The organism is Actinomadura sp. 7K507 (genome assembly GCF_004348425.1).
In the GTDB taxonomy this organism is placed as follows: domain Bacteria; phylum Actinomycetota; class Actinomycetes; order Streptosporangiales; family Streptosporangiaceae; genus Spirillospora.
The window spans coordinates 1-18800 of the sequence record NZ_SMKK01000192.1 but is presented as its reverse complement, the minus strand read 5'-3'; the positions used below and the strand labels follow the sequence as shown (position 1 = coordinate 18800).

The following is an 18800-nucleotide window of genomic DNA, read 5'->3' as shown; positions in this document are numbered from 1 at the left end:
GCCCCGGGGCGGGGCCGCCCCTTTCCCGGCGCCGTCCGACGGTGCCCCGCTCGTCTCGCGTGACGTCGCCCGCGCCCTGGCCGTGCGGCGGCGCGGGTCAGAGGCGGACGGTGTTGTGGGTGAAGCGGTGGCGGTAGGTGGAGGCGGGCAGGCCGTAGTGGGCCTTGAAACGGCGGGCGAAATAGTTCTGGTCCGCCCATCCGACCGCTCGGCCGATCTGCGTTATCGACTGGTCGGTGTGGAGGAGGAGCGCGGCGGCCTTCTCGACGCGGTGCCTCGCCAGGTAGGTCATCGGTGGCAGGCCGGTCGCCGATTTGAAGAGGCGGACGAGGTAGCCGGGCGTCAGGTGGAGCTGGCCGGCCAGTTCCGTCAGCGTCCACCGGTGGGCCGGGCGCGCCTCAAGGAGCCGCATGGCCCGGACGACGGCGGGATGCGTCGGGCCGGTGGCGGCGTGCTGGGCGGACACGGCCCGCGCGAGCCGGCTGATGAACAGCGTGAGGTGGCCGATGATGTCGCCGCGGTGCCCTTCGACGGGGGTCCGGCAGAGGCGGTCCAGGGCGTCGAGGTGAACGACGGACGCCTTGAGCGCTTGTGAGTCGAGGCGTGTGATCAGCATTCCGCGCCGCTGCATCGAGTTGGGGCCGGTCCACAGGAGGTATCCGAGGAGGGGGTCCTCGCGGGTCCAGGCCAGCTCGTGCTGGAGCAGTTCGGTACTGAAGCAGCAGTTGAACACGTCGAGGCCGACGCAGTCCTCGTAGCCGTGCCAGACGCCGGGACGGAGCAGGATCGCCTCTCCCACCTGCAGTCTTCGTCTTCCGTCCAGGGAACGGTGGACGCCCTGGCCGCCGGTGACGACGGCGATCTCCACGAAGCTGTGCGTGTGGACGGTGCTGTCGCCATCGTGGATGTAGTGCCCGGCATAGGCCGGGGACCCGTGGGTGAAGTACAGGAGCCGTTTGGCCGTGCCGATCTGGGGCGGGTCCATGCCGCGCACCCTAGCGTGATCGCCGAGGTGCGTTTTGTGCTAACGCATGTCCATATCGGGCTATCGAGGCAGGTGGGCGCGGGCGCACGATCCCTCCCATGAACGAGCGTCTTGGGGCCGCCGGTGGTCTCGCGTCCCGGCGGCGGCCCGCGGCGGCGCGAAGACCGCGCCGGATGGGACGGCCGCCGGGGTGGTTCCTGCTGCCCGCGCTGGCCCTGTACGCGTTCGTCGTGCTCGTGCCGAGCGTCCAGGGCGCCGGGCTGGCCTTCACCGACTGGGACGGGCTGAGCCCGACGAGGCACTTCGTCGGCCTGGACAACTTCCAGCGGATGCTGGAGGACCCCGCCGCGCGGGGCGCGCTCCGGCAGACGCTGATCATCGCGGTGGCCGTCACGATCATCCAGAACGCGATCGGGCTGCTGCTGGCGCTGGGCGTCCACAGCGTGATCAAGAGCCGGTTCGTGCTGCGCGTCCTGCTGTTCGCGCCCGCGGTGATGACGCCGGTCGTCACGGCCGCGCTGTGGAAGTACATGCTGGCGCCCGAGGGGGCGTTGAACAGCCTGTTCGGCGCCGTCGGGCTGGACGGGCTGCGGCAGAACTGGCTGGGGGACCCCGACCTCGCGCTCGCCAGCGTCATCGGGGTGATCATCTGGCAGTTCTCCGGCTATTCGATGGTCATCTTCCTGGCCGGGCTCCAGGCCATACCGAACGAGGTCCACGAGGCGGCCGCGGTGGACGGGGCCGGGCCGTGGCGGCGTTTCCGCAGCGTCGTCCTCCCGCTGCTGGCGCCCGCGACGACCATCAACCTCATGCTGTCGATCATCGGCGGGCTGAAGCTGTTCGACCAGGTGTGGGTGATGACGTCCGGCGGGCCGGGCAACGCGACCGAGACCCTTTCCACACTCCTTTACAAGAACGCCTTCCAATTCAACGAGTACGGATACAGCGTCGCCATCGCGATCGTCCTCACGGTGTTCGTCGCGGTCATCTCCAGCGGCCAGTACGGGCTGCTGCGCCGGCAGGAGAGGACGACCCGGTGAACCGGTACACGGCGCTCACATTCCTGCGCGAGATCGTGATGGTGGCGGTCGCCGTCGTCATGGTGTTCCCGCTGTACGTGCTGGTGAATCTGTCGCTGCGGGACCCCAAGGACGGCCGTTCGGTGATCGCCCCGACGACGTCTCCGACGCTGGGCAACTACGCGGACGCCTGGCGGGAGGCCGGGCTGGGCGGCGCGATCGTCAACAGCATCGTCGTGACCGCGCTGAGCGTGGCGTTCATCGTGGTCGTGTCGGCGATGGCGGCGTATCCGCTGGCCCGGGTGACCGCGCGCTGGTCGCGGTGGTTCTTCCTGCTGGTGATGCTCGGGCTGCTGCTGCCGTTCCAACTCTCCCTTCTGCCGCTTTACCAGACCATCCGCGACCTTCATCTGCTGGGCACACTCTGGTCCCTCATCCTTTTCTACAGCGGCCTTCAGATTCCCTTCGCGACGTTCTTGTACGTCGGGTTCCTGCGGGCCGTCCCACGTGATTACGAGGAGGCGGCACTCATCGACGGCGGAACCCCCTTCCAGGTCTTCTGGCGTGTGGTCTTCCCTCTCCTGAGACCCATCACCGGAACGGTCATCATCCTGAACGCGATCTTCATCTGGAACGACTTCCTCACCCCCTTCCTGTACCTGAGCGGCGGTGACCAGCAGACGATTCCGGTGGCCGTTTTCGGATTCCTCGGCCAGTACGTCTCGCAATGGAACCTGGTGTTCGCCGGGCTCGTCCTGGCGATGCTGCCGATCCTGGCCGTCTATTTCGTGATGCAGCGGCACATCATCAAGGGATTCGCTGGAGGGCTGAAGGGATGAGCGAAGGGCTGACGCCCTACGGGCTGACCTGCGAGATGCTCGACCGTCCTCTCGGGCTGGACGAACAGCGTCCCCGGCTGTCGTGGAAGCTCCGCTCGGCCCGGCGCGGCGACGCCCAGAGCGCCTATCGCCTCGCCGTCGCCCTCAGCGAAACCGACCTGGACACCGGCCGTCTCATCTGGGACAGCGGGCGCCGGCCGGCACCGGACGGCGTGCTGATCCCCTACGACGGGCCGCCGTTGCAGTCGTCCACGCGCTACCACTGGCGCGTCACCGTCTGGGACGTCGAAGGGCGGCAGAGCGGACGAGCCGATTCCTGGTTCGAGACGGGGCTGCTACACGACGACGACTGGCAGGCCGTGTGGATCGCCCGCGATCCCGCGTCGGCGCCGGTCATGGAGCCTCCCCGCGGGACCGACCGCACCGACCGCACGCGTCACCTGCGACCCTGCGCCCACCTGCGCGGACCGTTCGTCCTGGACGGCGGGCGGCCCGTACGAGCCAGGGCGTACGTGAGTGCGCGCGGCCTCTACGAGCTGCGGCTCAACGGCCACCGCGTCGGCGACGCCGAACTCGCGCCCGGCTGGACGGAGTACGCGCGGCGCGTCCAGTACCAGACCTACGACGTCGGCCATCTGCTCAACGACGGCGACAACGTCCTGGGCGCCGTCCTGGCCGATGGCTGGTGGAGCGGCTTCGTCGGTTTCGACTCCCGCCGGCAGGCGATGCACTACGGCGACGCCCCCCAGCTCATCGTCCAGCTGCTGCTGGACTTCGCGGACGGGGCGCGCCGCTGGGTGCTGTCGGACGGCGGCTGGCGCGAACACGCGGGCCCCGTCCAATACTCCGACATGCTCATGGGCGAGTACGTCGACGCCCGCCAGGAGCTGCCCGGGTGGGACCGTCCCGGCTACGACGACACCGGCTGGACGGCCGTCGCCGTCGCGGACACCTCCACCGGCGTCCTCGAAGCGGCCTCGGACCCACCGGTCCGCGTCCTGGAGGAACTCCCCGCGAGGTCGGTACGGCGGCGCGGCGACCGGTTCATCGTCGATCTCGGGCAGAACATGGTCGGCCGCGTGCGCCTGACCGTCCGGGGGGCCGGGCGCGGCCGGAGGATCCGGCTGCGGCACGCCGAGATGCTCGCCGGCGACGAGCTCTACCTGGACAATCTGCGCACCGCCGAGGCCACCGACGTCTACATCACGTCCGGTGAGCCGGTGGAGACCTTCGAGCCCCGTTTCACCTTCCACGGCTTCCGCTACGTCGAGGTGACCGGCTACCCCGGTGACCTGCGGCCCAAGGACGTCACCGGCCGCGTCCTGGGCAGCGACCTCCCCTGGACCGGCGAGTTCGAGTGCTCGGACGCCACGGTCACGCGGCTTCAGGCGAACATCCGATGGGGCCAGCGCGGCAACTTCGTCTCGATCCCCACCGACTGCCCGCAGCGGGACGAGCGGCTCGGCTGGCTCGCAGACGCCCAGGTCTTCCTCCCCACGGCCTGCCGCAACGCCGACGTGGGCGCGTTCTTCGCCCGCTGGATGCGCGATGTCGTGGACGCGCAGCACCCCGATGGAGCGTTTCCCGACGTCGTCCCCGAGCTGTGCCTGGACCGTGAGGGCGCCCCGGCTTGGGGGGACGGAGGAGTGATCATTCCCTGGCAGCTGTACCGCCTGTACGGCGACCGGCGCGTCCTCGAACGGTCCTATCCCGCGATGAAGGCGTGGGTCGATCACGTCCACCGGAACAACCCCGGCCTGCTGTGGCGGACGGCGGTCGGCAACCACTACGGCGACTGGCTCCAGATCGGGGTCGAGACCCGCCGCGACCTGCTGGCCACCGCCTACTTCGCGCGCAGCGCCGAAATCGTCGCCGCGACCGCCGGCGTACTCGGCCACGATGACGACGCCAAGGAGTACGGCGCGCTTCACACCGCCGTCCGGGGAGCGTTCATCGACGCCTTCGTGGACGCCGGTGAGGGCCGCGTGGCGGGCGAGACCCAGACCGGCTACCTGCTCGCCCTCGCGTTCGACCTGCTGCCCGGCCAGGCCGTCCCCGCGGCCGTGGACCGGCTGGTCGCCGACATCGAGGCCCGCGACCGGCATCTGACCACCGGGTTCGTCGGGGTCGCGCTGCTGTGCCCGGTGCTGACCGCCCACGGGCACGCCGAACTCGCCTATCACCTGCTGCACCAGGACACCTGTCCGTCGTGGGCGTACTCGATCCGGCAGGGCGCCACCACGATCTGGGAGCGCTGGGACGGATGGACGCGGGAACGCGGCTTCCAGTCGCCCGCGATGAACTCCTTCAACCACTACAGCCTCGGCTCGGTCGGCGACTGGCTCTACGGCGGCGTGGCCGGCATCGGCCAGGCCGCCGGCTCCGTCGCCTACCGGGATCTGCTGCTCGAACCCGCCGTCGGCGGCCGCCTCACCTGGGCCCGCGCCCGCCAGGTGACCCCGCGGGGCACCGTGCTCTGCGGCTGGACGCTGGAGGACGGCGTGCTCGTCCTGGACGTCATCATCCCGCCGGGCCCCGAGGCCACCCTCGTCATCCCCACCGGCGACCCCGAGGGAGTGCTCGAGAACGGCCGGCCGCTCACCGGGGCGCCCGGCATCGAGATCACCGCAACCTTCACGGCGTCACCCGGCACGGCGTCAGCCAGCACGGCGTCACCCGGCACGGGCTCGCTGACCGTCCGGCTCGGCTCCGGCCACTACCGGTTCACCGCAGCCCCGCCCCGCCTTCAGGGCGGCATCCAACCCACCCCTCCAGGAAGACAGCCATGACATCGACCGCCCGAATCCCCCTCGCACTGACCCTGTCGGCCGTCACGCTCACCGCCACCGCCTGCAGCAGCGGCACCGGCGCGTCCTCCGCGGACGGCGGCCTGCGGGTCTCCGCCGTCGCCACCGACCGCGCCGGGACCGAAGCCGTCATCAAGGCGTTCAAGCAGGAGAACCCCGGCGTCGAGATCACCACCGCCTACGCCGACACCGACCAGTACCAGGGGACGCTGCGCACCCAGCTGTCGTCCGGCACCGCGCCCGACGTCTTCTTCGCCTGGCCGGGCAACGGCAACCCCGGCGCGATCGAGGTGCTGGCCCCCACCGGATACCTCGCCGACCTGTCCACACGTTCGTGGACGTCCGAGATCCCTCCCGGCATCAAGCCCGTCACCCAGGTAGGCGGCAAGACGTACATCGTCCCGCTGACCTTCGTGGGCATCGGCGCGCTGTACAACAAGAAGGCCCTGGACGAGGTCGGCGCCGAGATCCCGGCCACCTGGAAGCAGCTTCTCTCCTTCTGCGACGCCGCCAAGGCCGAGGGCAAGGTCGCCTTTGCGCTCGGCAACCAGACCGACTGGGTCACTCAGCTCGTGGACTACGCCCTCGTCCCCACCACCGTGTACGCCTCGAACCCCGACTTCGATCAGAAGATGAAGGCCGGGTCCGCCACCTTCGCCGGATCCGGCTGGAAGGCGGCGATGGACAAGTACCTGGAGATGAACGAGCGAGGCTGCTTCTCCAAGGACCCGCTCGGCACCTCGTTCGAAACCTCGGTCTCGCAGCTGGCCAAGGGCGACGCGGTAGCCGCGATCCAGGTGACGTCCACGCTCAACCAGCTCAAGTCGGAGGCGCCGGAGGGCACCGCGTTCGGACTGTTCCCCGTCCCCGCCACCGACGACCCGGACGAGACCCGCATGCCGGGCGCCGCGGGCGGCGCGTTCGCGCTGAACGCCAAGGCCGAGAACCCCGGCCTGGCCTCCGAGTTCATCGACTTCCTGGCCACGCCGCAGGCCATGAACCTGTACGCGGAGGCCACCGGCAACCTGCCGAGCTTCCCCAACGACCAGCACAAGCCCGACCCCGCGCTCAAGCCGCTCGTCGACTTCCAGAAGGCCGACAAGACCGTCCCCTTCATGGACCAGCGGTGGCCCAACCCCAAGGTGCAACAGGCCCACTTCACGGGCGTCCAGGAGATGTTCGCCGGTGACGCCGACCCTGCCTCCGTCCTGAAGCAGATGGACGCGGCCTATCAGGACGACTGACTTTCCGGTCGCCGGGTACGGGCCTGGCGCCACTTCTCCTCACAAGATCTACTGGGCACCCGCACGGCTTCACTAACGTTGACGCTGTGCGGGTGGGTGGGCCGTTGAACGGAGGGGGAGCATGGGGTACGGGAGTCATGCCAGGCGCGGTGTGCTGGCTGTCGTAGGCGGTGCCGTTCTGCTGGCCGGTATCGCGCTGCTCGTGCTGCCGGGGCCGGGAATGCTGCTGGTGCTGTCGGGGCTGCTCATCCTCTCCCGCGCGATCCCGTCCGTGGAACGGTTCGTCGAGCCCGTCCGGGTGCGGGCCGTGCAGGCGGCGGAGGAGAGCGTGACCTCGTGGTGGCGCCTCACCGGCTCGGTGCTGACGGGGCTGGCGCTGTTCGGCGCGGGGGTGCTGTGGATCGTCGAGCCGAGGCTGCCGCTCAGCGGGTGGAGCACCGGGCTGGGGCTCATCTTGTCCGGGATCATCCTGTACGCGCTTCTGTTCTGGAGCCATCGGCGCGTCAGGGCGCGGCGGCCCGGCTGATCTTCGTCCGGCTGGACTCCGTCCCGGCTGAACTCTGTCCCGACTGAATTTTTGTCCGGCGGAATTGATCCGGGCGGCGGGGTATGACCGTGCCATGGGTATGGGCATTGTTCTTCGACTACTCGTCGCCGCGGGACTCGCGGCGGACGCCATCATCCACTGGCGTTTCGCGCCTGACATGGCGCCGGGACCCAACACCCCCACCGACACCATTCCGGGGGACACGCTGTTCTACGGCCAGGCCATCGCGGCCGCGGCGGCGGGCCTGCTCGTCCTGGTGTGGGCGCGCAGGTGGACGTACGCGATCGCGTTCCTGGTCGCCGCGAGCGCCGCCGGGGCCGTCGTCCTCTACTACTTCGTCGATGTCGGGCAGCTGGGCCCGCTGCAGAACATGTACGACCCGTCGTGGTACATGGACAAGACGATCAGCCTCGCGGGCGAGGGGGTCGCGGCGCTCGCGGCGCTGATCGGATTCTTCACGGTCGCGCGGACCCGGGACCGGGAGAGCGAACCGGTCCCTTACCCGTGACTTCACGGGTGGTGACGGTGCCGGAAGACCGCATCCGGCCGCATGCGCCGCATGCCGCCGGATGCGAAGGCGCCCGCCGGGGAGAGCGGATATCGTTGCGTCCCCTGGCGCATCTGCGGGAGAATCCCATGCCACCGAATTTCGATACCAGCGTCCCCAATATCGCCCGGATCTATGACGCGATGCTCGGCGGCAAGGACAACTTCGCCGCCGACCGGGACGCCGCCGACCGGCTGACCGAGGTGGAGCCGCTGGCGCCCCTGTACGCGCGCCAGCACCGGGAGTTCATCGGACGGGCCGTGCGGCTCGTGGCCGGGTACGGGATCCGCCAGTTCCTCGATGTCGGGACCGGCCTGCCCACCATGGACAACGTCCACCAGATCGCCCACCGGCAGGCGCCCGGCTCGCACGTGGTGTACGTCGACAACGACCCGAACGTGTGCGCCCATGCCCGCGCGCTGCTGGCGGACGATCCCGGCACGGTCGCGGTCGTCGAGGAGGATCTGCGGCGTCCGGAGGAGATCCTCGCCCATCCCGAGACCCGCCGTCTGATCGATTTCGACGAGCCGCTGTGCGTGCTCGTCACGGCCGTCCTGCATTTCGTTCCTGACGCCGATGATCCGCACCGGTCGATCAGGGTCCTCACCGAGGCGATGTGCCCGGGAAGCCATCTGGTCATCTCCCATATAACCGATGAGGAGGTGCGCCGGACGCGGCCGGACGACAACCGGACGGGAATGGACGTGTTCGCGAAGAGCAACGCCCCCATGCATCCGAGGAACGTCCCCGACATCGAACGGTTCCTGGACGGCCTGGACAGACACGAGCCGGGCCTCGCGTGCATCTCGGAATGGGCCGCGCCAAATCTCTCGGTCATCCGGGACGATCTCCGCGACACCTGGCTCGGAGCGGTGGCGCGCAAGCCCTGATCAGCGGGTCGTGACCGCCATCGGAAGGGACGCGAAGCCGCGGATGTAGATGGACTGGCGGCGCCGTCCGGCGGTCGGGTCCAGATCGTAGTCGGCGACCCGGTCCACGACCTCCTCCAGGACGATCCGCGCCTCCAGCCGGGCCAGCGCCGCACCCAGGCAGAAATGCGGGCCGCTGCCGAAACTCGCCATCTCGCCGGTGTCCCGGTCCAGGTCGTATTCCTCGGGCCGGTCGAAGACCCGCGGGTCCCGGTTCGCCGCGCCGGGGAGCATCATCATCCGGCTGCCGGCGGGCAGCCGCGTCCCGTGCAGTTCGACGTCCTCGGTGAGGGTCCGCAGCTGGGTCGGTGCGGGGGAGTCGTAGCGCAGGGTCTCCTCGACCCATGCGGCGGTCTGCCCGTCGAACGCCTTCGCGCGCTGCTCGGGGTGCCGCCACGCCCAGTAGAAGGCGTTGCCGAGGAGGTTGGTGGTCGTCTCGTTCCCCGCGCCGACCAGCAGGTGCAGGAACGCGATGATCTCGTCGTCGGTCAGCGGGTCCTCGTCCACGGCGGCGTCGAGCAGCGCGGAGGCCAGGTCGTCGCGGCGCTGCCCGTGCCGGTCCGCCACGATTTCGGCGAAATGCCCGACCAGTTCCAGGAGCGCGGTCGCGCCTTCCTGGCTGATCTCCTGCGTCCCCGGCTCGCGGTGCAGCGCCGCGTCCGCCAGCCGGCGCAGCTCGGGCCGGTCCGCCTCGGGGACGCCGACCAGTTCGGAGATGACGTCGGTGGGCACCGGCGCGGCGATGTCGGTGACCAGGTCGAACTCGCCGCGTTCCAGCGCCGCCTCGACATGGCGCCGGGCGATCGCCCGGATGCCGGGCTCCAGCTCCGCGATCCGCCGGGGCGTGAACGCGCGGGACACCAGCCGGCGCATCCGGGTGTGCTCGGGCGGGTCCATCGCGATGAACGACATCGCCTTGCGGGCCTGCGGACCCCAGGCCCGCTGTTCCAGCAGCGGCCCGTTGGCGCTGGAGAACCGGGCGGCGTCGCGGAACGCGGCGACCACGTCGGCGTGGCGGGACAGCGCCCAGAAGTCCAGCTCCTCGTTCCGGTAGAGCGGGGCCTCCTCGCGCAGCCGCGCGTACACCGGGTACGGGTCCGCGTCGACCTGGAGGAAATCGTAGGGATTGAACGCCACGCCCACTTCGGCCTCCCTATCGGCTGGATGACCACCTTCTCCTGACTCGTTCCCGAACGCCACACCATGATCGTCAAGCGACCGGTAGCGGCCAGCGCCCGGCACGACCACGGCGGCCGCGCGAGCCGCATGGGGGCCGGTCCAGGGGGTAGCCCCCGCGGTATGAACATCGCCGACGTCACCATCGACCTTGAAGATGCGGCGCTGCCGGGCGATCTGGCCCTCCCGGACGAGCCGGGCGGCGTGGTGCTGTTCGCCCACGGCAGCGGAAGCTCCCGGCACAGCCCGCGGAACCGGGCCGTCGCGACCGGCCTCAACGACGCGGGGATCGGCACCCTGCTGATCGACCTCCTCACCGCACGCGAGGACGAGACCGACGCCGTCACCGGCGAACTGCGCTTCGACATCGGCCTGCTGACCCGCCGGCTGGCCGGGGCGATCGACTGGCTCACCGCCGCGCCGCCGACGGCCGGCTACCCGATCGGGCTGTTCGGGGCGAGCACCGGGGCGGCGGCCGCCCTCGCCGCGGCGGCGCAGCGGCCCGGACGCGTCGGCGCGGTCGTGTCGCGCGGAGGGCGCCCGGACCTGGCCGGGGACGCCCTCGAACGCGTCACCGCGCCGGTGCTCCTGATCGTCGGGGCACGGGACCCGCAGGTGCTGCGGCTGAACGACGACGCGGCCGGACGGATGCGCGCCGCCGAGCACAGGCTGGAGGTCGTCCCGCGCGCCTCGCACCTGTTCGAGGAGCCCGGCACGCTCGAGCAGGTGACGGCCATGGCCGCCCGCTGGTTCGACCGCTACCTGACGCAGCACGCCACGGTGTCATGACCGCGGACCGGCCCCGCGGGTGAGGTGGCCGTCCGGCCGGCCGGTGAGCGCCGGGGGGAGCGGGAGCGCCCGTTTGAGGATCTTGCCGGTCGGGCTGGTCGGCATCTCGTCCACGAACCAGATCCGCCGCGGGTACTTGTAGACGGCGACGCGTTCCCTGACCCACAGGCGCAGCTCGTCCGCGCTCGCCGGGGCCCGCAGCGCCACCGCCGCCGCGATCTCCTCGCCGACCTCCGGATGCGGGAAGCCGACGACGGCGGCCTGGCGCACCGCGGGATGCTCGTACAGGACCTCCTCGACCTCCCGCGGGTACACCGTGTAGCCCGCCCGGATGATCACGTCGCGGCGCCGGTCGACCAGGAAGAAGAATCCGTCGTCGTCGACCCGGCCGAGGTCGCCGGTGTGGAACCAGCCGTCGCGGACCGCGTCCGCGGTGGCCTCCGGGTTGTTCCAGTAGCCCTTCATCACGTTGGGCCCGCGCACGATGATCTCCCCGATCTCGCCGCACGGCAGCTCCCGGCCGTCGTCGCCGACCACCCGCATCTCCACCTCCCGGACGGGCCGCCCGATCGACCCCTGCCGGCGGCCGCTGCCGCCCCGGTTGGACGCCGACAGCGGGGACGTCTCGCTCAGCCCGTAGCCCTCGATGATCGGGCAGCCGTACCGGGTCTCGTACTCGCGCAGCACGTCCAGCGGCATCGCCGCGCCGCCGGACACGCAGATCCGCAGCAGCGACAGGTCGGACACGCCCGGCTGGTCGAGCAGCGCGATGTACATCGCCGGGACGCCCTGGAACACCGTCACGCCGTCCCGCCGGATGATCTCCAGGACGCGGACCGCGTCGAACCGGGGGAGCAGCGTGAGGTGCCCGCCCGCGTGGATGGTGGCGTTGAGCGCGCACGTCTGGCCGAACGCGTGGTACAGCGGCAGCGCGCCGAGGACGACGTCGTCCACCCCGAGCGCGAGCATCCGCGCCACCGTCGCGGCGTTCCCGCGGAGGTTGGCGTGGGTCAGCTCGATCCCCTTGGCCCGCCCCGTCGTCCCGGCGCTGTAGAGGATCACGGCGGTGTCGTCGGCCGCCCGCTGGCCGATGTCGTGCTCGGGCGGCATCGTGCGCAGCAGCCGACGGAACTCGCCCGGTACCACGAACATGTAGTCGGTGCGCGAGTCGGCCGTCCCCGCCTCGACGGTCTCCGCGTAGGCGTGCCAGGCGATCACCAGCCGGGCCCCGCTGTCGTCGAGGTACGCGGAGATCTCCCGGCGCTTGAGCAGCGGGTCGAGCGGGACGACCACCGCCCCGATGCGCAGCGCGCCGTAGTAGACGACGGCGAATTCCGGGACGTTCGGGAGCATCACCGCGACACGGTCGCCCGGCCGGATCCCCCGCCGCCGCAGCAGCACACCCATCCGCGCGCTCATCAGCTCCAGCGCGCGATAGCTGAGCCCCTCCCGGTCAAGCGTGAGAACCGTCCGCCCGCCGAGCCGTTCGGCGGCGGCCCGGAGCCGCTCAGCGAGGTTCATGGGCCGACGGTACGTCGGCGGTCCCGTCCCTCTCATTGGTCGCGGAGACCAGTCTTTTCCGCCCGGGATTGGTGGCCGGTGGCCGGGTGGCTGGTGGCTGGGCGGCCGGTGGCTGCACGTCCTGCAAGGCGATGGCGACCAGCAGATCGACCAGGTCGGTGAAGTGCCGGAGGTTGCGCCCGGTCCGCTCCTGGATGCGGCGGAGCCGGTACTGGGCGGTGTTGTGGTGGATCTGCAGCTGCTCGGCGGCGGCGCGCAGGTTGAGGTCGGCGGCGGCGAACGCCCGGATCGTCGCGGTCAGCACCCCGCCGCGCATCCGATCCTCCGACAGCAGTTCCGCGACCCGCGGGTCGACGAGGTGCCGGGCGGTGTCGTCGGCGCGCAGCGCCATGTACTCGAACGGGGAGATCCGCGGCAGCGCCGCCACGCCGCCGTCCTCCGGCAGGAACTCCAGTACCCCCCGCGCCTCCTGGTAGGCGCGCGGGATCTGCCCCGTCCCCTCGACCACCGTGCTGATGCCCATCGCCAGCACGATGCCCTCGGCGAGGAGGTTCTCCTGGACGGACTGGAGCCGGTCGCACAGCTTCCCCGGGTCGCCGCCGGGCCCGAGCGCGGGCACGGCGACGATCTCCGACTGCCGGACGATCGAGAGCGTGCGGTGCTTGGTGATCCCGGTCCGGGCGATCGCGGCGCACGCGGCGTGCCGGGCGTCCGCCTTGATGTCGGCCCCGACCAGCACGGCCGCCACCACCACCAGCGGGGCGCGGGTGTCGGGGTTCAGGCCGTGCGCGTGCGCGGTCGCGAGCTGCGGCCCGCGGGTGGGCGCATCCCCGTCCAGCAGCAGCTCCACGAGGTCGCGGCTCTCCCGGACGGTCTCCGCGGCGGCGTACTGCTGGAACTCGGCGTAGGCGTTGGCGGCGTGCGTGCTGGCGAAGTCGCAGTACCGCATCAGCGGGGACGCCAGCGTCAGCGCCGCCTCGTGCCCGGAGTACGACCGGCCGGCGTGCTCGACGACCGCCTCCCAGAAGACCTGCTGGCCGACGCGGAACGCGTTGATGTAGTCGGCCAGTTCGAATCCGGCCTGGGCGCGGCGCATCGACGCGCGGCGGGTGAAGGCGATGTCCTCGAAGGTGACCGTGCGTTCCTCGAGGAGCACGGCGAGCTTGGTGCGGTAGTGCTTGGCCACCTGCTCGCGGACGTCGGCGAGGAACTCGGCGCCCCTCGCCTCGTAGGCGGGGATCTCCTGCCGCATGGTCTCGACGGCCTTGTCCGCCAGTTCGCCGACGACATCGAGCAGTTCGGCGAGTATTCGTGAGCGTTCGGTACGGAGCGTCTCCGTACCGCTGAGCGTTCCCGTGCCGAATGCAGCGGACATGTCCGGATGATTGCTGGCTATCTCCCCAGCGTCAACGGTCCGTGACATGTCCGAGATGCACGCTGTGCGGCACGGACAATACCCAGGTCGCATCTTGGGTTCCCGTGCCCAATGTGCGTCCTGAGCGGCGGATTTTACGGTGAGGGCCCTGCACCAGAACACCGTTCTGTGGTGACCGCCCGCGCTCAGGAGGCCGGATGCTGGACGTTCACGATCTTACCGTCCGCTTCGGCGGCATCACCGCGCTGGGGGGTGTCGGCTTCGCCGTGCGGAGCGGCGAGATGGTCGGCCTGATCGGCCCCAACGGCGCCGGCAAGACCACCTTGTTCAACTGCCTGACCCGCCGGTACAACGCGGACGGCGGCACGGTCACCTACGAGGACGGCGCCCAGAACAAGCGGGACCTGCTCGCCGTGCCCCCGCACGCCATCGCCGGGCTCGGCATCGCCCGCACGTTCCAGAACCTCGGGCTGTTCCGGCTGATGTCCGTGCGGGACAACGTCATGGTCGGCGCGCACCCCCACGGCAGGGCCGGGTTCCTCGGCGCGAGCCTGCGGCTGCCGTCCGTCCGCGGCGAGGAGCGGCGGCTGCGCGGCGAGGCCGACGAGCTGCTCAAGCGGCTGGACCTGGCCGGCGTCGCCGACCATCCCGCCGCGGGACTGCCGTTCGGCATCCTCAAACGGGTCGAGCTGGCCCGCGCGCTGGCCGCCAAACCGCGGCTGCTCCTGCTGGACGAGCCCGTCAACGGCCTCAGCCACGGCGAGATCGACGAGTTCGCCGGCTGGCTCCAGTCGATCCGCGACGACTTCGACGTGACCGTGATCGTCGTCGAGCACCACATGGGGTTCGTGATGGGCACCTGCGACCGGGTCATCTGCCTGGACTTCGGCAAGAAGATCGCCGAGGGCTCGCCCGAGGAGGTCCAGCGCGACCCCGCCGTCATCGAGGCCTACCTGGGGACCGCCGCATGAGCGAGGCGAAGGAAGCGACGGAGACCGCGGCCGAGGGCGCCGACCAGGGCTACCTGGAGGTGGACGACCTCCACGCGGGCTACGGCGACGTGCGCGTCCTGCACGGGGTGAGCCTGCGGGTCGGCAGGGGCGACATCTGCGCGATCCTCGGGCCGAACGGGGCGGGCAAGACGACCCTCCTGCGGGCGCTGTGCGGAATGATCCGCGGGCGCGGCGCCGTCCGCCTCGACGGAATCCCGCTGCCGGCGCGCTCACCGGACGCCGTGGCGCGGCGCGGGGTGGCGCACGTCCCCGAGGGACGCGGGACGTTCATGCCGCTGACGGTCGAGGAGAACCTGCGGCTCGGCGCGTACGCGCGGCGGAACCGGGCCGAGGTCCAGGCCGACATGGACCGCGTGTACGGCTACTTCCCGGTGCTGAAGGAGCGGTTCAAACAGGAGGCGGGCAGCCTAAGCGGCGGCGAGCAGCAGATGCTCGCGATCGGGCGGGCGCTGATGTCGCGGCCCCGGCTCCTGCTGCTGGACGAGCCGTCCCTCGGCCTGGCGCCGCTGGTGGTCAGGGAGCTGTTCGGCATCGTCCAATCGATCAACCAGGAGGAGCGGACCACCGTGGTCGTCGTGGAACAGAACGCACATCTGGCCCTGGGCATCGCCGGGCAGGCGCACGTGCTGGAGAGCGGCCGGATCGTGCTGTCGGGCTCGGCGGCGGAGATCAGGGCCGACGAACAGGTCGCCCAGTCCTACCTCGGATACCGGATCTAGACATGGCCGACTTCCTGCAGCAGTTCGTCGCGGGGCTGGGCGCCGGCGCCATCTACGCGAGCCTGGCCCTCGCGCTCGTGCTGATCTACCAGTTCACCGGCATCGTCAACTTCGCCCAGGGCGAGCTGGCCATGTTCGCGACCTACATCGCCTGGACGTTCGTCAACGCCGGCATGTCGTTCTGGCTCGCGCTGGTCCTCACGCTGGCGATCTCGTTCGCCGGCGGCATGCTGATCGAACGGGTGATCATCCGGCCGGTGGAGGGCGCCCCCGTGCTGACCCTCGTGATCGTCACCGTGGGGCTGTTCATCTTCGTCAACGCCGCGGCCGGCTGGATCTGGACGTTCCTGATCAAGGACTTCCCCAACCCGTTCCCGTCCGGCGCGTTCCGCGCCGGCGGGGTCAGCCTCGGCTACTCCACGCTCGGCGTGCTCGCCGTGGTGGGCGGCGTGATGGGCCTGCTCTACCTGCTGTTCCGCTACACCAAGGTCGGCCTCGGGATGCGCGCGGTGGCCACCAACCCCGACTCGGCGCGGCTGGTCGGCATCCGGGTCGGCTGGATGCTGGCGTTCGGCTGGGGCCTGGCCGCCATGGTCGGCGCGGTGTCGGGCGTCCTCGTCGCGCCGCTGCTGTTCCTGGAGCCCAACATGATGGGCGGCGTCCTGATCTACGCGTTCGCCGCCGCCACCCTCGGCGGCTTCGACAGCCCGCTCGGCGCCGTGGTCGGCGGACTGATCGTCGGCGTCGCCGAGACCCTCGCCGGGTCGTACGTGGACGCCGTCGGCTCCGACCTGAAGATCGGCGTACCGCTGGCGATCATCCTCGGCGTCCTGCTGTTGCGCCCCCAAGGCCTGTTCGGACGAGCGGCGGTGGAGAGAGCATGAGCGAGTCCGTGGAAGCCACGCAGACCACGCGGGAGCAGGCGGCGGAGCCGGCCGAGCCGGGGCGGACCGGGCCGGAGACGCCACGGGAACGGATCATCGCGTTCGCCGTGCACAACCGGCTGCGGATCCTGTTCGGCGTGTTCCTGCTGCTGGCGGTGGCGGCGCCGTTCCAGCTGGTCCCGTTCCGGGTCTTCCAGCTCACGATGGTGATGGTGTACGCGGTCGCGCTGATCGGGCTGAACCTGCTGGTCGGCCACGGCGGGCAGATCTCGCTGGGCCACGGGGCGTTCTTCGCGGTCGGCGCGTACGGCACGGCCATCATGATGTTCCACTGGGAACTGCCCTACCTGCTGACCTTCCCGCTCGCGGCCGCGCTGGCGTTCGTGATCGGGCTGGCGTTCGGGATTCCGGCGACCCGGCTGCACGGGCTGTATCTGGCGCTGGTCACGCTCGCGATAGCGATCTTCACCGTCCCGCTGCTCAAGCGGTTCGAGTCGGTGACCGGCGGGTCGATGGGCCTGACGCTGGAGAAGCCCGCACCACCCGGGTGGACGGGGCTCGCGCCGGACCAGTGGCTGTACTTCCTCGCCCTGGCCGGGACGCTCCTCGCGTCCGCGCTGGTGTTCTTCCTGCTGCGCTCGCGGGTCGGCCGGGCGCTGCACGCCGTCCGCGACAACGAGGCGGCGGCCGAGGTCATGGGCGTCAAGCCCGCCTCCTACAAGCGGCTCGCGTTCGCCTGGAGCGCGATGTTCGCGGGCGCGGCGGGCTGCCTCTACACGTGGACGATCGGGTTCGTCTCGCCCGACTCGTTCACTGTGAACCTCTCGATCACGCTGCTGGCGGGGATGGTGATCGGCGGTCTCGGTTCGGCCTGGGGCCCGCTGCTCGGCGGCCTGTTCGTGATGTTCGTGCCGAGCCTGTCCCAGGACATCAACAAGGCGGCGCCGGGGGTCATCTTCGGGCTGCTGATCATCGCGGTGATGTACGTCGCCCCGACCGGGCTGGCCGGGCTGGTCGCACGTGCCGCGCACTGGTTCAACAAGACCCTCAGTAGCAGGATCCTCCGGAAGGGGTAAGGGCATGCGTCGATCAACGGGAAGAGGACGGTCGCCGAGAAGCGGTGGGGCGCTGCGGCGGGGGACGGCGGTGTCGGCGGCCGTGCTGCTGGCGGCGACGACCGCGGCGGCCTGCGGCGGGCGCGACGACGACGGCGGCGGCACCGCCTCCGGTGAGTGCGAGGGGCAGCAGACGACCGGCCTCACCGAGTCCTCGATGAAGCTCGGCGGCATCTACCCGCTGTCCGGCCCGGCCTCCGCCTACGGCGACATCCCGAAGGGCATCAAGGCCTACTTCGACTACGTCAACGCCGAGAAGGACGGGGTCGACGGCCGCAAGGTGGAGTTCGTCGTCCGCGACGACGGCTACCAGCCGCCGAAGGCGGTCGAGGAGGCGCGCAGGCTCGTCGAGCAGGAGCAGGTGTTCGCGCTGTTCCAGACCCTCGGCACGCCGTCGACGACGGCGACCTGGGACTACGCGAGCCAGCGGAAGGTGCCGCAGATCTTCGTGGCCACCGGCGCCTCCAAGTTCGGCAGCGACGACAAGCATCCGTGGACCATCGGCTGGCAGCCGAACTACGTCTCCGAGGGGCGGGTCTACGCCCAGCACCTGAAGACGGAGAAGCCGGAGGCCAAGGTCGCGGTCCTGTTCCAGAACGACGACTTCGGCGAGGACCTGCTGGGCGGCTTCAAGAAGGCGATCGAGGGCAGCAAGATCAAGATCGTCCAGGAGAAGAGCTACGAGGTGACCGACCCCAGCGTCGAGCCGCAGATGCGCGACCTGGCCGGTTCGGGCGCCGACGTGTTCCTCAACATCACCACGCCGAAGTTCGGCTCCCAGGCCCTGGCCGCCGACGCCAAGATCACGGACTGGAACCCGCTGCACATCCTGAACAACGTCGCCGCGTCCGTCACGGTGCTCAAGCCGGTCGGGTTCGAGAACGTGCAGGGCGTCGTGTCCTCCACGTACTACAAGGACCCGAACGACCCGCAGTGGAACGACGACGCGGAGATGAAGCTCTACAAGGAGAAGATGAAGCAGTACGCGCCGAACGCCGACCCGGCCGTCCCGTACCACGCCTTCGGCTGGGCGGTGGCCAGCAGCTTCCACAAGACGATGGACGCCGCCGAGTGCAAGACCCGCGAGGGCCTGCGCGACTCGGTGCGCAGCCTGAACAACGTCGAGGTCCCGATGCTGCTGCCCGGCGTGACCATGCAGACCGGCGAGGGCGACGGCTTCCCGATCGAGTCGATGCAGATGATGGAGTTCAAGGACGAGCGCTGGTCCCTGACCGGCGAGGTCATCGACACCCGCAAGGAGTTCGGCCCAGTAGGCGAGTGACCACCCACC

General features: G+C 70.6%; 17 protein-coding genes. 13 read left to right on the top strand and 4 right to left on the bottom strand.

Annotation, left to right across the window (positions count from 1 at the left end):
- Positions 1-97: 97 nt before the first annotated feature.
- A complete protein-coding gene (locus E1285_RS33030; protein WP_132158504.1) occupies positions 98-985 on the bottom strand; it encodes an AraC family transcriptional regulator in 888 nt (295 codons plus the stop codon).
- A gap of 98 nt (positions 986-1083) precedes the next feature.
- On the opposite strand from E1285_RS33030, the gene E1285_RS33025 reads away from it, so the two are divergent.
- The 7 genes from E1285_RS33025 (at position 1084) to E1285_RS32995 (ending at position 8878) form a co-directional block, all read left to right on the top strand.
- On the top strand, positions 1084-2025 hold the full coding sequence (locus E1285_RS33025) for a sugar ABC transporter permease (protein ID WP_132158503.1): 942 nt from the start codon (positions 1084-1086) through the stop codon (positions 2023-2025).
- A complete protein-coding gene (locus E1285_RS33020) occupies positions 2022-2843 on the top strand; it encodes a carbohydrate ABC transporter permease (RefSeq protein WP_207946995.1) in 822 nt (273 codons plus the stop codon). The genes E1285_RS33025 and E1285_RS33020 overlap by 4 nt, the downstream gene beginning before the upstream one ends.
- Complete coding sequence (locus E1285_RS33015; protein WP_132158502.1) at positions 2840-5632, top strand: alpha-L-rhamnosidase; 2793 nt, start codon at positions 2840-2842, stop codon at positions 5630-5632. Before E1285_RS33020 ends, E1285_RS33015 begins: the two co-directional genes overlap by 4 nt.
- Positions 5629-6894 (top strand): extracellular solute-binding protein, encoded by a 1266-nt coding sequence (locus E1285_RS33010; RefSeq protein ID WP_132158501.1) that lies wholly within the window; start codon positions 5629-5631, stop codon positions 6892-6894. Before E1285_RS33015 ends, E1285_RS33010 begins: the two co-directional genes overlap by 4 nt.
- Positions 6895-7045: 151 nt before the next feature.
- Positions 7046-7420 carry a PGPGW domain-containing protein gene (locus E1285_RS33005; RefSeq protein ID WP_243723215.1) on the top strand — a complete coding sequence of 125 codons (375 nt, stop codon included), beginning with the start codon at positions 7046-7048 and terminating at the stop codon, positions 7418-7420.
- Positions 7421-7514: 94 nt separating this feature from the next.
- The gene (locus E1285_RS33000; protein ID WP_132158499.1) at positions 7515-7949 is read left to right on the top strand and encodes a hypothetical protein; all 435 of its coding nucleotides are present in this window, start codon (positions 7515-7517) and stop codon (positions 7947-7949) included.
- A gap of 128 nt (positions 7950-8077) precedes the next feature.
- Complete coding sequence (locus E1285_RS32995; RefSeq protein ID WP_132158498.1) at positions 8078-8878, top strand: SAM-dependent methyltransferase; 801 nt, start codon at positions 8078-8080, stop codon at positions 8876-8878.
- On the opposite strand, the gene E1285_RS32990 is transcribed toward E1285_RS32995, so the two are convergent.
- Positions 8879-10060, bottom strand: coding sequence for a cytochrome P450 (locus E1285_RS32990; RefSeq protein ID WP_132158497.1), 1182 nt, complete (start codon positions 10058-10060; stop codon positions 8879-8881).
- Positions 10061-10216: 156 nt separating this feature from the next.
- Between E1285_RS32990 and E1285_RS32985 the strand changes: the two genes are divergently transcribed.
- Positions 10217-10882 (top strand): dienelactone hydrolase family protein, encoded by a 666-nt coding sequence (locus tag E1285_RS32985; protein ID WP_132158496.1) that lies wholly within the window; start codon positions 10217-10219, stop codon positions 10880-10882.
- On the opposite strand, the gene E1285_RS32980 is transcribed toward E1285_RS32985, so the two are convergent.
- Together E1285_RS32980 and E1285_RS32975 are read right to left on the bottom strand one after the other, a co-directional pair.
- Positions 10877-12403 carry a long-chain fatty acid--CoA ligase gene (locus tag E1285_RS32980; protein WP_132158495.1) on the bottom strand — a complete coding sequence of 509 codons (1527 nt, stop codon included), beginning with the start codon at positions 12401-12403 and terminating at the stop codon, positions 10877-10879. The two genes, E1285_RS32985 and E1285_RS32980, sit on opposite strands and share 6 nt — an antisense overlap.
- Complete coding sequence (locus E1285_RS32975) at positions 12390-13778, bottom strand: helix-turn-helix domain-containing protein (protein WP_132158494.1); 1389 nt, start codon at positions 13776-13778, stop codon at positions 12390-12392. The genes E1285_RS32980 and E1285_RS32975 overlap by 14 nt, the downstream gene beginning before the upstream one ends.
- 197 nt (positions 13779-13975) lie before the next feature.
- On the opposite strand from E1285_RS32975, the gene E1285_RS32970 reads away from it, so the two are divergent.
- The 5 genes from E1285_RS32970 to E1285_RS32950 are packed head-to-tail and all read left to right on the top strand — an operon-like array spanning position 13976 to position 18791.
- Positions 13976-14749, top strand: a complete 774-nt coding sequence (locus E1285_RS32970) for an ABC transporter ATP-binding protein (protein ID WP_132158493.1) — start codon at positions 13976-13978, stop codon at positions 14747-14749.
- A complete protein-coding gene (locus E1285_RS32965; protein WP_132158492.1) occupies positions 14746-15510 on the top strand; it encodes an ABC transporter ATP-binding protein in 765 nt (254 codons plus the stop codon). The genes E1285_RS32970 and E1285_RS32965 overlap by 4 nt, the downstream gene beginning before the upstream one ends.
- A gap of 2 nt (positions 15511-15512) precedes the next feature.
- Positions 15513-16394, top strand: a complete 882-nt coding sequence (locus E1285_RS32960) for a branched-chain amino acid ABC transporter permease (protein WP_132158491.1) — start codon at positions 15513-15515, stop codon at positions 16392-16394.
- Positions 16391-17470: a branched-chain amino acid ABC transporter permease gene (locus E1285_RS32955; RefSeq protein ID WP_132158490.1), complete on the top strand. Its 1080-nt coding sequence runs from the start codon at positions 16391-16393 to the stop codon at positions 17468-17470. The genes E1285_RS32960 and E1285_RS32955 overlap by 4 nt, the downstream gene beginning before the upstream one ends.
- Positions 17471-17474: 4 nt before the next feature.
- Positions 17475-18791 carry an ABC transporter substrate-binding protein gene (locus E1285_RS32950; RefSeq protein WP_132158489.1) on the top strand — a complete coding sequence of 439 codons (1317 nt, stop codon included), beginning with the start codon at positions 17475-17477 and terminating at the stop codon, positions 18789-18791.
- Positions 18792-18800: the final 9 nt, after the last annotated feature.

Coding starts and splice junctions, on each gene's coding strand:
- E1285_RS33030 (WP_132158504.1), bottom strand. CDS start 985: ATGGACCCGCCCCAGATCGGCACGGCCAAACGGCTCCTGTACTTCACC.
- E1285_RS33025 (WP_132158503.1), top strand. CDS start 1,084: ATGAACGAGCGTCTTGGGGCCGCCGGTGGTCTCGCGTCCCGGCGGCGG.
- E1285_RS33015 (WP_132158502.1), top strand. CDS start 2,840: ATGAGCGAAGGGCTGACGCCCTACGGGCTGACCTGCGAGATGCTCGAC.
- E1285_RS33010 (WP_132158501.1), top strand. CDS start 5,629: ATGACATCGACCGCCCGAATCCCCCTCGCACTGACCCTGTCGGCCGTC.
- E1285_RS33000 (WP_132158499.1), top strand. CDS start 7,515: ATGGGTATGGGCATTGTTCTTCGACTACTCGTCGCCGCGGGACTCGCG.
- E1285_RS32995 (WP_132158498.1), top strand. CDS start 8,078: ATGCCACCGAATTTCGATACCAGCGTCCCCAATATCGCCCGGATCTAT.
- E1285_RS32985 (WP_132158496.1), top strand. CDS start 10,217: ATGAACATCGCCGACGTCACCATCGACCTTGAAGATGCGGCGCTGCCG.
- E1285_RS32980 (WP_132158495.1), bottom strand. CDS start 12,403: ATGAACCTCGCTGAGCGGCTCCGGGCCGCCGCCGAACGGCTCGGCGGG.
- E1285_RS32975 (WP_132158494.1), bottom strand. CDS start 13,778: ATGTCCGCTGCATTCGGCACGGGAACGCTCAGCGGTACGGAGACGCTC.
- E1285_RS32970 (WP_132158493.1), top strand. CDS start 13,976: ATGCTGGACGTTCACGATCTTACCGTCCGCTTCGGCGGCATCACCGCG.
- E1285_RS32965 (WP_132158492.1), top strand. CDS start 14,746: ATGAGCGAGGCGAAGGAAGCGACGGAGACCGCGGCCGAGGGCGCCGAC.
- E1285_RS32960 (WP_132158491.1), top strand. CDS start 15,513: ATGGCCGACTTCCTGCAGCAGTTCGTCGCGGGGCTGGGCGCCGGCGCC.
- E1285_RS32955 (WP_132158490.1), top strand. CDS start 16,391: ATGAGCGAGTCCGTGGAAGCCACGCAGACCACGCGGGAGCAGGCGGCG.
- E1285_RS32950 (WP_132158489.1), top strand. CDS start 17,475: ATGCGTCGATCAACGGGAAGAGGACGGTCGCCGAGAAGCGGTGGGGCG.